Consider the following 14,344-nt stretch of genomic DNA (forward strand, 5'->3'; position numbering starts at 1 on the left):
GGAGAACCGTGCAGCTGACATTTGACTCCGATGTCGAGGAGTTCCGCGCTGAATTCGCGGCTTTCCTTGATCAGCACCTGCCCGACGAGGCGATGGCGGTTGAGCGACCGCGCTCATGCTCAGATATCCCCGAATGGGCTCGATGCTGGCAGCGGTTGCTGTTCGACCACGGATGGCTGCTGCCCGGCAATCCGCCCGAGTACGGCGGTCGGAATGCCACCATCCTGCAGCAGTACGTGCACGCCGACGAGCTCTCCCGGCGCCGGATCCATTTGAGTTTCAATCCGCAAGGGGTGGGCATCGTGGCGGCCTCGCTGCTCTCGTTCGGCTCCGAGGAACAGAAGCGTCGGTGGGCGGCGCCGATCTTGCGGGCGGAGATGACCGCGTCGCTGGGGATGAGCGAACCCGGTGCGGGCTCAGATCTGGCGTCGCTGCGCACCCGGGCCGTGCTGCGCTCTGATTCGGAAGGCGAGCATTTCGTGGTCAACGGGCAAAAGGTGTGGACGTCGGGCGCCCATGACGCCGATGTGTTGCTGACATTCGTACGCACCGACCCGGACTCCCCGAAACATAAGGGAATCAGCGCGCTGTTGATCCCGACTGACGCCCCGGGCGTGGTACGCCGTCCATTCGCGTCGGCATGTAGCCGCGATGACATCGATTTCAATGAGGTGTTTTTCACCGATGTGCGGGTGCCGGCGGAAAACCTGGTGGGTCCGCTGAATCAAGGGTGGCGTGTGGCGACCGGTTCGTTGGGACATGAACGCACCATGCTGTGGATGGGATATGCCGATCGGCTGCGTGAACTACTCATCGATTTCCGGCCGAAGACAGCGCATAACAGAGATCACTACGCCACTTTGGCGATGGATGCTCAGGCGTTGCGGCTGCTGGGGTCTGTGGCCCTCGCGCGTGCCGATCGGGGGGAGGAGGACGTGCCGGGTTTGTCGGTGCTCAAACTGCTCGGATCGGAAGCGGTACAGCGCGCCTCCGAACACGCGCTGGCCGCCGCGGGACTCGACGGTCTGCTCCACCCCGCTGTCACGGGACCGTTCGCGCCGCTGAACCTCGATGCCCACTACGGTAGCTGGTTCGATCGCTACGTCCGAAGCTTTGCTGGCACCATCGCGGGCGGTACATCGGAAATCCAGCGCAACATCGTCGCCCAACGAATCCTCGGATTGCCCCGCTGAGCATTTGTGGGCATTCGCTCACAGGTGCAAAGGTGTCCGCGCGATAAGCGCACCATGTTTCGCCGCACGGGCCACCGACGCCTGTAGTGGTGCGACAGCGGGCACACCGTTCAGAGGTTCGCCAGTCGAGGCGCACATCCCTCTGTCCGCAATAGCGCTCCGGCTTCCCGCGTCAATTCTCTTGTGCCGCCGAGCAGTCCGTCGAGAACCAGCGACCGCTTCACGTGGCGATGCAGCTCATGTTCTGCGGTGAAGCCGATACCGCCGAGCACCTGCTGGCAGTTGCGTGCGGCCATCAGCGCCGCCTGGCCGGCGGCTGCCTTGGCCAGCAGGAACCCGAACTCGCCCTGTTCGGCTGCGGCCGCGTGCAACGTCGCCTCTGCGCCTTCAACAGCAACGAGGGTTTCGGCCAGCCGATGCCGGACCGCTTGGAAGGAGGCGATAGGACGGCCGAACTGGACGCGGTTGAGCGCATGCTGGCGCGCCAGCGAGAGCATCGCGCGGCTGGTGCCTACCAGCCACCATCCCAGTGCTTGCCGGCCTGCGGTTAAAGGCAGCGGTTTTCCCTCAGAAACACGGTGGATGGGGAGCTCGCTGTCCAGCGCCGAAGTGGGCTTATCGGTTCGCTCCCAGACAACCCAGCAGCCGCCGGTAAACGGCAGCGCTACGGTGCCGCCGCCGGCGTGGCCGGCGGCACGCAGGACCACGTCGTTGAGCACCGGCGCATGAGCCCCGGTCTCACCAAGCAGGCGGAACACCAACGGAATCGCCACATCGGGCATTTCCTCGACCATATCCAGCCAGCCCAGTTCTGTCAGAGCCGCATCGAGCTGGTGGCCTGACACCGCGCTCATGGCTTTGCGTAACGCCTGTTCCAGAAGGCGCAAGGATTCGGTATCCACGATCATTCGTTGCCCAGCTCCAAGAGACGGCGGGCGATGATATTGCGCTGGATCTCTGCCGTCCCTCCGTAGATAGTTGCCGCCCGCGAGTAGAGGTATTCGGGCCGCCATGACGTGTCGTCGAGCTCAACCATTCCTGGCAGCAGGTCGCGCACCGTGTCGAAGAGCCGTTGTTCGGCGGTGGCCAGCAGCACCTTGTCGATCGAGGTTTCCGGTCCCAGCCGTTCACCGTTGGTCAGGCGCTGCAGCGTGGCGCGGGAGCGGCAGCGCAGGATGTGTAGCGCCAAATAGGCCGATCCGAGTTCGAGATCGTCAGGACAGTCTGCCTGCGCGATGAGTCGGTCGAACCGTGAGTACAAATAGGCGATCCGCTGCCAAAAGCAGGTGGAGCGCTCGTAGGGCAGCAAGTCCATCGCGAGGCGCCAGCCGTCACCGGGCCGACCGAGGATCCGGCTTTCAGGGACCGCTACGTCGTCGAAGTACACTTCGCAGAACTCGTCGACACCGTGCATGGTGCGCAGCGGCCGCACTGTGATACCGGGCGAATCCATGTCCACGAAGAAGGCGGTAAGTCCATCGCGTCCGGACGCCGTGCGGGTGAGCAGCACACACCGCGTGGCATACTGCGCGAAGCTAGTCCAGACTTTCTGCCCGTTGATGATCCAGTGATCGCCCTGAGCAACCGCGCGGGTGGAAAGCGAAGCCAGGTCACTGCCCGATCCCGGCTCGGAAAAGCCTTGACACCATTGCTCACGTCCACTGAGCAGACGCGGGATCATCTCGGCGGCGAGTTCGGTGGGCGCGTAATCGATCATTGTGGGCGCGAGCACCTCGATCATCGAGTAAGGGCCGGGCTCGGCGAGACCGCGGCCGACGACCTCTTCTCCGACGATCGCGCGCAGCACCGCCGGCCCGCCCAATCCACCTACCTCGGTCGGCCAGCCGTAGCGCATCCAGCCGGCGTCGTAGAGCGCCCGATGTACCCGGGCAAGCTGCCGTAGCTGGCCCTCCAGCGAATGATCTGGACCTGGAGTCAGATCATTGTCGTCGAGCCACGCACGCAGCTCCGCCCGGAACCGCTCGACACTCATGGGGTGGGGCGGCCGGCGGCGTGCGGACGGCCCGAATCGTGCGCGCCACTGCGTCGAATGAAGGTCATCGCCCGGCTTTTCAGCCGCCAGCCCTCGGGGGTGCGGACATATGCGTCGCGGTAGTAACCGATCCGCATATCGTGGGTCGCGTGCTCGATGAAGCACAGCGGCTGAGTGCCGGTCGCGGTGTCACCGTCGAGATCCACTAACGCGGTCCCGGTCAGGAACAGGCCCTTCGGTGCGGCAGCGACGAGCTCCGGGAACCTGTCTAGACGGTAGGTGTCCCCGAAAGCGCTATAGGTGCCGTCAGGTGTGAAAACGCTTAGCAGACCCTCGATGTCCTGCTGGGTAATGGTAACCGCGTAGCGTGCAAGCAACTGCTGGATTTCGACCAGATCGTCAGTCCTTGTTGACATAAACCTTGCCGCCCTTCATCACGAACCCGACGTTTTGAGTCACCGTTATGTCCTGCAACGGATTTCCCGGCACCGCAATCACGTCGGCAAGCATGCCCTCCGCCAGCCGGCCGCGGTCGGTGGCGAGGATGAGCTCGGCGGCGGTGACGGTCGCGGCGCGGAGCACCGCGGCCGGCGGTATACCGAGCTCGACCAGGGTGACCAACTCGTCAGCGTTGCGCCCGTGCGGAATTGCGGGCGCGTCGGTGCCGACAGCGATCTTGACCCCGGCCTGGTACGCACTTACCACCGATTTGCGCGCACGCGGAAACATTTCGGCAGCCTTGGCCTGGAGTTCCGGCGGGGCGCTCGAGACGTCCATCGCGTCGGTCAGGCGCCGAGTGGTCACCAGGAATGTTCCGTGTTTGACCATCGCGGCGATTGCATCGTCATCGACCAGAAAGCCGTGCTCGATACAGTCGATGCCCGCTGCGACCGCGTGCCGAACGGCGTCGGCGCCATGCGTGTGCGCGGCGACACGGAGCCCACGCCGATGCGCTTCGTCGACGATCGCACGCAACTCGTCATCTGAATAGTGTTGTGCCCCAGGAGGGCCAGTCAATGACATCACCCCGCCGGAGGCACAGACCTTGATCAGTTGCGCACCGTGTTTGATCTGGTACCGCACCGCCCGGCGGACCTCGTCGACACCGTTGGCGATGCCTTCTTCCACTGTGAGCGGCAGCACGCCCGGTGCGAGCGGCTGAAACATGCTCGGGTCCAAGTGTCCGCCCGTCGGGGTGATCGCATGCCCGGCCGGCACGACCCGCGGGCCCTCGATCCAGCCCGCGTCGATCGCTTTGCTCAGAGCGACGTCGAGCAGATAGCCGCCGGTTTTCACGAAAAGCCCAAGGTTGCGCACAGTGGTGAACCCGGCACGTAACGTGCGGCGGGCATTGCCGACTGCGCGCAGTACCCGGGTGGGCGGGTCGTCTTGCACCTGCGACAGTGCGGGCTTCTCGCCGCGCCCGCCCATCAGGAGGTTGACCTCCATGTCCATCAGGCCGGGCAGCAGGGTCTGGTCGCCGAGGTCGATCACCTCACCCTCGACGGGGCCGCCGACGCCGACAATGTGTTCGCCGTCAATGCGAACGACGCCCGGCTGGATGATCTTGCCGGCGTCGACGTCAAGCAGCCCAGCGGCTTTGAGGGTCAGCACTTTTTAAACCACCGGCTCCCTGACCAGGTTCAGGTAGGTTGCGCCACTGTCGGGCACCTTTGGCTGTTTCCATGCCTCGACCGGGAACGACACCATAATCAATGACTGCATCATATGAAGCAGGGTGCGAGCATCGTCGGGCAGGTCATCGAGCGGAAATTTGTTGAGGTAGGTGATCGCATCCTCCAAGCGGGGAAACGCGGCGTCATAAAACGCTTGCATCTCGGCCATGGAGGAAGCCAGCCGCTTGGCGTAGCGTTCGGGCTCAGTTGCCAAGTCCCAGTCAGTAAAAGGCTCCAAGTCTGCAAATTCAGCTGGCAATACTGGCTTTTCGGCCATTTTGGTACTCCCTGACATAATCGTGCGCCACTTTGTGCAGGTGGCGCAGCAAAATTTCCTGATCGCAAAGCGGGAACTCTTTGACGACGCCGGTGCCGATCATGGTCTGGGTCGCCTCCAAGGTGTTGGAATCTTGCAGCGCATACTCCTTGAAGGTCACCGCTGCCAATTCCTGAGCCAGTCGTTCCCGGGCGTTCTTCGGTGGAACGAAATAGATGGTCCCTTCGAAGATGTGCCTGTCGACGGCAGTCGGCCAGTAGTGGTAGGTGAGATACCAGCCCGGGGCCCAGATCAGCAGCATGAAGTTCGGGAAGAAGTGGAACGAATCTATTCCCCACTGGGATGCGCGGGTGGGGTTGATACCGGGGGGCAGCTGCTCGAGCTTCTGGATGACATCGGGCCGGTCCCAGGGGCCGAACAGCCCGCTGCGCAGTACCCGGTCCATGGGCTTGACCATGTTCAGGTCCGCGGGCGGGGACTGTCCTCCCCACACGGAGATCATCGCGTGGGGGCTTGCGATCTCGTAGTGCAGCGCCTCGAAGCCGTACTTCATGATCTTGGCTGCTTCTTCTTTGGTGTACTGCCCCTGGTGCAGTACGGGCGCGTGGTAGAACTCGGCGAATGCATCGATGAACAGCTTCCAGTTGGCTCCCACCTCGGCCTTGTATTGGTAGACCTCAGTCATCTCGTGGAAGGGGTAGCCCTCGAGACCTTTGGCCAGCGGGCCCAGGTACTCGCGCAGCGGTTGCGCATCCGGATCGAGGTTGACGAAGATAAACCCCTCCCAGACGTCGCAGCGAACCGGCTTGAGCCCGTATTGGTTTTTGTCGACGTCGAAGAACTCATCTTCTTGCTGGATGAAGGTCAACTCGCCGTCGAGGCTGTACCGCCAGGCGTGGTACTTGCAGGTGAATTGCCGACAGGTGCCTGACGTCTCCTCGTGCGGATAGTCATTCCACACCAGCTTGTTGCCGCGGTGACGGCAGATGTTGTGGAATGCCTTGATTGACCCGTCCTTGGTCTTGACCACGATCACCGACATGCCGGGGCCGGCCGAGGGCAGCTCCTTGGTGAAGTAGCTGCCAACGCGGGGCAGCCGCTCGGTGCGGCCGACGTTGAGCCAGGTCCGCTTGAAGATCGCCTCGCGTTCGGCTTCGAAGAATGCGGGGTCGATGGAATCGGTGTAATCGACCGGCGCGGTGCCCAGTTCGGGATAATGCTGTGTCCAGCTTCCGGCTGCTGGTTTGGGAAAATGCGCCACGATCTACCTCTCTTGCTACCTGCTATCTCAGTTGCTCGGAATCGTCTTCGATCTCGACACCGAAGGTGTTGAACGCCATGGCCAGCAGGGTGTAGCACCCGACCGTGAAAACCAGGTCCATCCGCTGGCGGTCATTGAGGCGCTCACCCAGCGTGGCCCAGGTCTGGTCGGAGATCTGGGATTTCTCGTCGAGCTCATCGACCGCGGTGAGCACTGCGCCCTCAAGTCTGTTGGCGGCATCGCCGCGGCGAACCGCGGTGATCTCGTCCTCCGACAGGCCTGCCTCCTTAGCAAGCGCCACATGGTGCACCCATTCGTAGGTGCAGTCCCGCCGGTGCGCGACCCGCAGGATGGCCAGTTCGCGCAGCCGCGCCGGTAGGGTCGACGCGAACAGCAGATGGGTGTTGAAGCGCAGGAATGCCCGGGTCAGCGCGGGATGGTGCGCCAGTGTCGCCAGCGCGTTACCAGCGTCACGGGGATTGCGTCGCTCCGCCGGCAGCATGTCGGCGAGCGAGCGCTGCACGGCGTCGTCCCACTGGTCTGCCGGCAACGGCTGCAAGCGCATCCAGCCGACTCCTCTCGTATATCGAGAATCAGATTCTCATTTCTAACTAATAGACTTGCACGGTTCGACCAAGAGGTCAATGGCGGTCTTCGGACTGGTCGCGAGAAATCGGGGCAGGCCACGGTGGGCGTCGTCGAGCGACCCGGCCTCAGACGTTGATTCTCGGGAACTGAGAAGATAGTTTCCGAAGGTAGAGAACTGCATGGAAGGGCACATGCGGCTCGCCGCAACCGCAGTAGGCGGGATCGAAAGGAACGGCCATGAACAAAGACGACATGATTCTGATCAGCGTCGACGACCACACCGTCGAGCCGCCGGACATGTTCAAGAACCATCTGCCCAAAAAGTACCTGGACGATGCTCCCCGGCTGGTCCACAACCCCGATGGCTCGGACATGTGGAAGTTTCGCGACACGGTCATCCCCAACGTGGCGCTTAACGCGGTAGCCGGCCGGCCCAAAGAAGAGTACGGACTCGAACCCCAGGGTCTGGACGAGATCCGGCCGGGTTGCTACAACGTCGACGAGCGGGTCAAGGACATGAATGCGGGCGGCATCCTCGCCTCGATCTGCTTCCCATCCTTCCCGGGGTTTGCCGGGCGCCTGTTCGCCACTGACGACCCGGAGTTCTCGGTCGCTCTCGTGCAGGCCTATAACGACTGGCACATCGAGGATTGGTGCGGCGCGTACCCGGCCCGGTTCATCCCAATGGCGTTACCGGTGATCTGGGATGCTGAGGCGTGCGCTGCGGAGGTGCGGCGCGTCTCGAAGAAAGGCGTGCACGCGCTGACGTTCACCGAAAACCCCGCAGCGATGGGTTACCCGAGCTTCCACGACCCCTACTGGAACCCGCTGTGGAAGGCATTGTGTGACACCAACACCGTGCTGAACGTACACATCGGATCCTCGGGCAAATTGGCGATTACCGCGCCCGACGCACCGATGGACGTGATGATCACCCTGCAGCCGATGAACATTGTGCAAGCGGCTGCGGATCTGCTGTGGTCTAAACCGATCAAGGAGTACCCGGACCTGAAGATCGCTTTGAGCGAAGGCGGAACCGGATGGATTCCCTACTTCCTGGAGCGGGTGGACCGGACGTTCGAAATGCATTCAACGTGGACGCATCAGGACTTCGGCGGCAAGCTGCCGTCAGAGGTGTTCCGCGAGCATTTCCTGACATGTTTCATCAGCGATCCCGTGGGTGTGAAGCTACGCCATGAGATCGGCGTCGACAACATCGCATGGGAGGCCGATTACCCGCACAGTGACTCGATGTGGCCGGGCGCACCCGAGGAGCTGTGGGATGTTCTGAGCGCCAACAACGTTCCCGACGACGAGATCAACAAGATCACCCACGAAAACGCGATGCGCTGGTACTCGTTCGACCCGTTCGCGCACATCTCCAAGGAGCAGGCGACAGTCGGCGCGCTGCGTAAAGCGGCCGAGGGCCACGATGTGTCGATTCGGGCACTTAGCCACCACAAGGCGGGTGAGCGGACGATGAACGCGCTGACCCAGGCAGCTCAGGCCACCAGCTAGGTTCAACGCGCCTCAAAGACGCAGAATCGCACGGCTGAGTGCAGCAACCGTGTGGATCTGTGCTTGCCCGGATTGGGACGTAAAGGATCTCCATGCCCAGCAGCGGAATGAATTTCGAACTTACCGAAGATCAGCAACTGATCCGGCGGTCGGTTGCTGAGCTCGCGCAGAAGTTCGACGACCACTACTGGATGCAAAAAGACCAGGCACACGAGTTTCCCACCGAGTTCTACCGCGCCATCGCCGATGGCGGCTGGCTGGGTATGACGATCCCCGTCGAGTACGGTGGTCACGGACTGGGCATCACCGAAGCCACCCTGCTGGCCGAGGAGGTTGCCAAATCCGGTGGAGGCATGAACGCCGCCAGCTCGATTCACCTTTCTATCTTCGGTATGCAGCCCGTGGTGGTGCACGGCTCCGAAGACCTCAAGTGCCGCACCCTGCCCCGCGTCGTCACCGGTGATCTGCATGTGTGTTTCGGGGTGACCGAACCCGGTGCCGGGCTGGACACCTCACGCATCACCACGTTCGCCAAGCGGCAGGGCGATCATTATGTCGTCAACGGCCGTAAGGTGTGGATCTCCAAAGCCCTGGAGTCCGAAAAGATCCTGCTGTTGACGCGCACCGAGACCTACGACCAACTGGCGAAGAGAGGTGCCAAGAAGACCGACGGGATGACGCTGTTTCTCACCGACCTGGATCGCAGCCGGGTCGACATCCGGCCTATTCGCAAGATGGGCCGTAACGCCGTGTCCTCTAACGAGCTTTTCATCGACAACCTGAAGGTGCCGGTTGAGGATCGTGTCGGGGAGGAAGGCAAGGGATTCGAGTACATTCTCGACGGGCTAAACCCGGAACGGATGCTGATCGCCGCCGAGGCCCTGGGCATCGGCCGGGTTGCACTGGATCGAGCGGTCAAATACGCCGGCGAGCGTGAGGTGTTCGGCCGCCCGATCGGCATGAACCAGGGTATCCAGTTTCCGCTCGCCGACTCGCTAGCTCGGCTGGACGCCGCCGAGCTGATGTTGCGGAAGGCGACCTGGCTCTACGACAACGGGAAACCCTGTGGACGCGAGGCGAACACTGCGAAGTACTTGTGCGCCGACGCCGGCTTCACCGCAGCTGACCGGGCGCTTCAAACCCATGGCGGAATGGGCTATGCCGAGGAATACCACGTGGCTCGTTACTTTCGCGAAGCCAGGCTGATGAAGATCGCCCCGGTCAGCCAGGAGATGATCCTCAACTACCTGGGATCGCACACACTGAAACTGCCGAGGAGCTACTGATGGCCCGCAACAATGCGATGTTCGATCTCACCGGACGCTCAGCGCTGGTGACCGGCGCGGGCGGGGGCATCGGTGCAGCGGTGGCGGTGGCGTTTGCAGCCGCGGGTGCCGCAGTGCTCGTGAGCGACATCAACGGGGACGCGGCAGCTGCGGTCGCCGAAGGTATTTGCGCCAGCGGCGGGAAGGCGGACAGCACTCCACTGGATGTGCGTGATCGTGCGGCTGCTGACGCGGCAGCCGCGCAGGCCGCCGGACTCGGGGAGGGCGTGCTGCACATCGTGGTCAACAACGCCGGAGTGACAGCACCGGCGATGTTCGCCGAGGTGACCGACGAGACCTTTCGCCGACTGCTCGACATTCACGTGCTGGGTGCTTTTCATTGCGCACAGGCCGCGCTGCCATTTCTTCCCACTGACGGCACTGGCCGTATCATCAACGTCACGTCGTCCGCCGGGATCATCGGAACACTCGGTCAAGTCAACTATTCGGCCGCTAAGGCGGGCATCATCGGTTTCACGAAGTCGCTGGCGCGTGAGATGGCGCGCAAGAACATTTTGGTCAATGCAGTGGCGCCACTGGCGGCGACACGCATGACGGAGACGATCCGCACCAATGAAAAGTTCGCGACCGCCATGATGGCGCGCATCCCGTTGCAGCGCTGGGCAGAGCCCGAGGAGATTGCCGGGGCATTTGTCTTTCTCGCTTCTGACGCCGCGTCGTACATCACGGGCCAGGTGCTTGCCGTGGACGGTGGCATGGTGATGTGATGGCCGATCCCGGGGTGCCGCAGGCGGATTCACCGTGGCGTCGTTAGAGCAGGCGGTGTCCGCGCCGATGTGTACACGTGTGCTCGCCGACTCCGGTGCGCGGGTCATCAAGATTGGAAACCCGAACGGCGGCGACTTCGTCCGCTACGACGACGCCGTCAATGGCCTTGCGGCGCACTTGTGCATTGCCCGGGCAGAGCTGTCGCAGCGCCGCCCGCGAGTGATCGGCCTCGAAATCGGGGGCTACGGGCCCGGCGGCCCGCTATCGCACCAACGTGCCTACGATGCACTCGCACAGGCGGAATCGGGCGCGCAAAATACCGCTGATGCTGCCGGGATCGACAATGCTCGGTACAACCGGCCCAGCGAGGTGCTCACCCCTTCTCAGCTGGCAGCCCGGAATCGTTGGCGCCAGATCGATATCCCGGCCGGCCCGATCCCATCGTTGCTGCCGCCATCGGTGATCAGCGGCTACCAGCCGCCGATGGGCGCTGTGCCCGGGCTGAGGCAGCACACCGACTCGGTGCTCGCAGAGTTGGGTATGACGTCAGCCGACATTGCTGCGTTGCACGTTCAGGGTGTCGCCGGGCCGGTCTGCCGCTGATGTCCGACGAGCCGGTGCTGCTATCCGATGACCGCAACGGCGTGCGGACACTGACTCTCAACCGTCCGGCCCGCAAGAACGCCATCAACCGCGAACTGTGGATTGCGTTGGCAGAAGCGCTCACTGCGGCGGGCAAAGACCGTGGGGTGCGTGTGCTGGTGATTACCGGAGCCGGCGGTGCGTTCTGCTCTGGCGCCGACATCGCTTCCCCAGACGACGCTCATCCGGTCGATAAGATGCGAAGGCTCACCGACGTGGCGCTGGCCTTGCACGAGCTGGCGATACCCACTATCGCGAAGGTGACCGGGGTGGCAGTCGGCGCCGGCTGGAACCTCGCGCTGGGGTGTGACCTGGTGGTGGCCACCCCAGAATCGACGTTTTGCCAGGTCTTCTCCAAGCGAGGACTATCCTTGGACCTTGGAGGTTCATGGCTGCTTCCCAAGCTGGTGGGTTTGCAACAAGCAAAACGGCTCACCCTGCTGGCCGAGACCATCGACGCCGAGGAAGCCTTGGCGTTGAACTTGGTGACCTGGGTGGTGTCGGCCGACGAAATCGACAGTTTTGTCGCTGAACTGGCCGCGCGGCTGGCCGCAGGACCGCCAATCGCGCTGGCCCAGAGCAAGGCGCTGCTGAACGAAGGCGCCGACCGGACACTGCGCGGCGCACTCGCAAACGAGGCCCGCGCGCAGGCGGTCAATTTCGCGACCGCCGATGTCGCCGAAGCCTATGCCGCGTTCACTGCGAAACGAGAGCCGTCGTTTACTGGACGCTGGGCGGTGTCGAGATCGGAGCGGACAGATGCGTGAAGCGGTAATCGTCGAAGCGGTGCGCACCCCAGTCGGCAAGCGCGACGGCGTGCTGTCGACCATGCACGCCGCTGACCTATCGGCGGTCGTGCTCAACGAATTGGTGGATCGCGCGGGCATCGGTCCCGGGATCGTCGACGACGTGATCTGGGGTTGCGTCTCACAAGTCGGTGACCAATCGAGCAATATCGGCCGCTATGCGGTGCTGGCGGCCGGCTGGCCCGAGACGGTGCCCGGCACCACCATCAACCGGGCATGCGGCTCCAGCCAGCAAGCCCTCGACTTCGCGGTGCACGCGGTGATGTCTGGTCAGCAGGACCTCGTCATAGCCGGCGGTGTCGAGGTCATGAGCCGGGTGCCCCTGGGCGCCGCGCGGACCACGGGTATGCCCTACGGGCCGAAAGTCCTCGCCCGCTATCATGATTTCTCGTTTAACCAGGGGGTCTCCGCTGAGCTGATCGCCGCGAAGTGGGGGTTTTCCCGCACCCAGCTCGACGAGTACGCAGTGCGTTCCCACGAGCGTGCCGCGGCCGCACAGGACAGCGGCGCTTTCGACACCCAGATCGTGCCGGTCTGGGTCGACGGGCAACGCGTCGCCGCGGACGAAGGCGTTCGCCGCGGAACCAGCGTCGAGAAACTGGCCGCATTAAAGCCCGCGTTCGTTGAGGACGGGATGATCCACGCGGGCAACTCATCTCAGATCTCCGACGGAGCTGCGGCCCTGCTGGTGACGACACCTGCCGTGGCGCTCGAACTTGGGTTGACGCCGATGGTGCGCTACCGCGCCGGCGCGGTCACCGGCGCAGACCCGGTGCTCATGCTTACCGGCCCGATTCCGGCGACCGAGAAGGTCCTTCGCAAGGCCGGCGTTTCGCTGGCCGAAGTCGGCGTCTTCGAGGTGAACGAGGCGTTCGCGCCGGTGCCGCTGGCCTGGCTCGCCGAAACCGGCGCTGACCCGCAGCGGCTCAATCCGCTTGGCGGCGCTATCGCACTAGGACATCCCCTCGGCGCGTCCGGTGCGGTGCTGATGACCCGCATGGTGCATCACATGCGCGACAACGGGATTCGTTACGGGTTGCAGACCATGTGCGAGGGCGGCGGCACCGCCAACGCCACGCTGGTCGAACTTGTTTCATAGAGAGTCAGAGGAGAGGCCGTGCGGCGAGATCTGTTCACCGAGGACCACGAGGCGTTCCGCCGGCTGGTCCGAGATGTCGTCGAAAAGGAAATCGAGCCGCATTACGCCGAGTGGGAGAAGGCCGGCCGGATGCCGCGTGAAATCTTCGAGAAGCTCGGTTCGCTGGGGATGCTGGGCATGGCCATCCCCGAGGAATACGGTGGTTCGGGGCTGCCCGACTACCGCTACAACGTTGTCCTGCAGGAGGAGGCTGCCCGTGCCCTGGTTACGCTGGGTACCGTCCGCACCCAGCTCGAGGTGATCCTGCCGTACTTTCTGCACTACACCAACGCCACGCAACGGCGACGCTGGTTTCCCGGGCTGGCTGCCGGCACGCTGCTGACCGCGATCGCGATGACCGAGCCCGGCACCGGCTCCGATCTTGCGGGGATCCGCACGACGGCGGTGCGCCGCGGCGACGACTATGTGCTGAACGGCGCTAAGACCTTCATCACCGGCGGCCTGCTCGCCGACCTGGTCATCGTGGTGGCACGAACGTCGACCGATCCGGACAACCGTCGGCACGGGCTGACGCTTCTGGTGGTCGAAGACGGTATGCCCGGCTTCGTCAAGGGGCGTGCCCTGGACAAGATGGGCTGCAAAGTACAAGACACCGCCGAACTGTCCTTCACCGATGTTCGGGTCCCGGTGGCCAACCGGCTGGGCGAGGAGGGTCGGGCCTTCGAATACCTCACGCACAACCTGCCCCAGGAGCGGATGACGGTAGCCGTCGGTTCGGTGGCACAAGCTCGGGCAGCGGTGGACACGACCATCGAATATGTCAAGGGGCGCAAGGCATTCGGGACAACCGTCGCGTCTTTTCAGAACACCAAGTTCGAGCTGGCGGCAATGGCGGCAGAGGTCGAAGCGGCCCAGGCCATGCTTGACCGTGCGATCATCGAGCTCGTCGCCGGTCAACTCTCGGGTGCCGACGCGGCGAAGGTGAAGTTGTTCTGCACCGAAATGCAGGGTCGTGTCGTGGACCGCTGTCTGCAACTTTTCGGCGGCTACGGCTACATGATGGAGTACCCGATCGCCCGGCTGTACACCGATGCCCGGGTCGCCCGGATCTACGCGGGGACGAGCGAGGTGATGAAGGTGATCATCGCCAAGTCGCTGGGACTGTGACGGGCGACCGGGAAAACCTTCGGTGAGACTCTTGTCACAGGGATCAAACCAACCTACTGTGTGTTCACTA

At 63.5% G+C, this 14,344-nt stretch carries 15 protein-coding genes; 8 read left to right on the top strand and 7 right to left on the bottom strand.

Annotated elements, in window-relative coordinates; genetic code table 11:
• Nucleotides 1-8 precede the first annotated feature (8 nt).
• Entirely contained in the window at nt 9-1,193 is a 1,185-nt protein-coding gene (locus G6N08_RS09380) for an acyl-CoA dehydrogenase family protein (protein WP_163756306.1), read from the top strand.
• A 110-nt stretch (nt 1,194-1,303) separates the two neighbouring features.
• Here the strand turns inward: G6N08_RS09380 and G6N08_RS09385 are convergent, their stop codons facing one another.
• The 7 genes from G6N08_RS09385 to G6N08_RS09415 are packed head-to-tail and all read right to left on the bottom strand — an operon-like array spanning nt 1,304 to nt 6,965.
• Entirely contained in the window at nt 1,304-2,101 is a 798-nt protein-coding gene (locus tag G6N08_RS09385) for an acyl-CoA dehydrogenase family protein (RefSeq protein WP_163756308.1), read from the bottom strand.
• Nucleotides 2,098-3,186, bottom strand: coding sequence for an acyl-CoA dehydrogenase family protein (locus tag G6N08_RS09390; protein ID WP_163756309.1), 1,089 nt, complete (start codon nt 3,184-3,186; stop codon nt 2,098-2,100). Before G6N08_RS09390 ends, G6N08_RS09385 begins: the two co-directional genes overlap by 4 nt.
• Nucleotides 3,183-3,602, bottom strand: a complete 420-nt coding sequence (locus G6N08_RS09395) for a nuclear transport factor 2 family protein (RefSeq protein WP_163756311.1) — start codon at nt 3,600-3,602, stop codon at nt 3,183-3,185. The genes G6N08_RS09390 and G6N08_RS09395 overlap by 4 nt, the downstream gene beginning before the upstream one ends.
• Entirely contained in the window at nt 3,586-4,800 is a 1,215-nt protein-coding gene (locus G6N08_RS09400; RefSeq protein ID WP_163756313.1) for a metal-dependent hydrolase family protein, read from the bottom strand. The genes G6N08_RS09395 and G6N08_RS09400 overlap by 17 nt, the downstream gene beginning before the upstream one ends.
• Nucleotides 4,801-4,803: 3 nt before the next feature.
• Nucleotides 4,804-5,139 (bottom strand): hypothetical protein, encoded by a 336-nt coding sequence (locus tag G6N08_RS09405; RefSeq protein ID WP_163756315.1) that lies wholly within the window; start codon nt 5,137-5,139, stop codon nt 4,804-4,806.
• A complete protein-coding gene (locus G6N08_RS09410) occupies nt 5,111-6,400 on the bottom strand; it encodes an aromatic ring-hydroxylating oxygenase subunit alpha (RefSeq protein ID WP_163756317.1) in 1,290 nt (429 codons plus the stop codon). Before G6N08_RS09410 ends, G6N08_RS09405 begins: the two co-directional genes overlap by 29 nt.
• 22 nt (nt 6,401-6,422) lie before the next feature.
• Nucleotides 6,423-6,965 (bottom strand): carboxymuconolactone decarboxylase family protein, encoded by a 543-nt coding sequence (locus tag G6N08_RS09415; protein WP_163756319.1) that lies wholly within the window; start codon nt 6,963-6,965, stop codon nt 6,423-6,425.
• A 260-nt stretch (nt 6,966-7,225) separates the two neighbouring features.
• Here G6N08_RS09415 and G6N08_RS09420 point away from each other — a divergent pair, with 260 nt between their 5' ends.
• The 7 genes from G6N08_RS09420 to G6N08_RS09450 all read left to right on the top strand — a co-directional run bounded on the left by G6N08_RS09420 (nt 7,226) and on the right by G6N08_RS09450 (nt 14,274).
• On the top strand, nt 7,226-8,506 hold the full coding sequence (locus G6N08_RS09420) for an amidohydrolase family protein (RefSeq protein WP_163756321.1): 1,281 nt from the start codon (nt 7,226-7,228) through the stop codon (nt 8,504-8,506).
• A gap of 107 nt (nt 8,507-8,613) precedes the next feature.
• Nucleotides 8,614-9,792, top strand: a complete 1,179-nt coding sequence (locus G6N08_RS09425; RefSeq protein ID WP_163756877.1) for an acyl-CoA dehydrogenase family protein — start codon at nt 8,614-8,616, stop codon at nt 9,790-9,792.
• On the top strand, nt 9,792-10,559 hold the full coding sequence (locus tag G6N08_RS09430) for an SDR family NAD(P)-dependent oxidoreductase (RefSeq protein WP_163756323.1): 768 nt from the start codon (nt 9,792-9,794) through the stop codon (nt 10,557-10,559). The genes G6N08_RS09425 and G6N08_RS09430 overlap by 1 nt, the downstream gene beginning before the upstream one ends.
• Before the next feature lie 34 nt (nt 10,560-10,593).
• On the top strand, nt 10,594-11,163 hold the full coding sequence (locus G6N08_RS09435; protein ID WP_281352719.1) for a CoA transferase: 570 nt from the start codon (nt 10,594-10,596) through the stop codon (nt 11,161-11,163).
• Complete coding sequence (locus G6N08_RS09440) at nt 11,163-11,969, top strand: enoyl-CoA hydratase/isomerase family protein (RefSeq protein WP_163756325.1); 807 nt, start codon at nt 11,163-11,165, stop codon at nt 11,967-11,969. Before G6N08_RS09435 ends, G6N08_RS09440 begins: the two co-directional genes overlap by 1 nt.
• Nucleotides 11,962-13,107 carry a thiolase family protein gene (locus G6N08_RS09445; protein WP_163756327.1) on the top strand — a complete coding sequence of 382 codons (1,146 nt, stop codon included), beginning with the start codon at nt 11,962-11,964 and terminating at the stop codon, nt 13,105-13,107. Before G6N08_RS09440 ends, G6N08_RS09445 begins: the two co-directional genes overlap by 8 nt.
• A gap of 18 nt (nt 13,108-13,125) precedes the next feature.
• Entirely contained in the window at nt 13,126-14,274 is a 1,149-nt protein-coding gene (locus tag G6N08_RS09450; protein ID WP_163756328.1) for an acyl-CoA dehydrogenase family protein, read from the top strand.
• The last annotated feature ends 70 nt before the right edge of the window (nt 14,275-14,344 follow it).

The sequence above is a fragment of the Mycobacterium botniense genome, assembly GCF_010723305.1.
Classification (GTDB): Bacteria; Actinomycetota; Actinomycetes; order Mycobacteriales; family Mycobacteriaceae; genus Mycobacterium; species Mycobacterium botniense.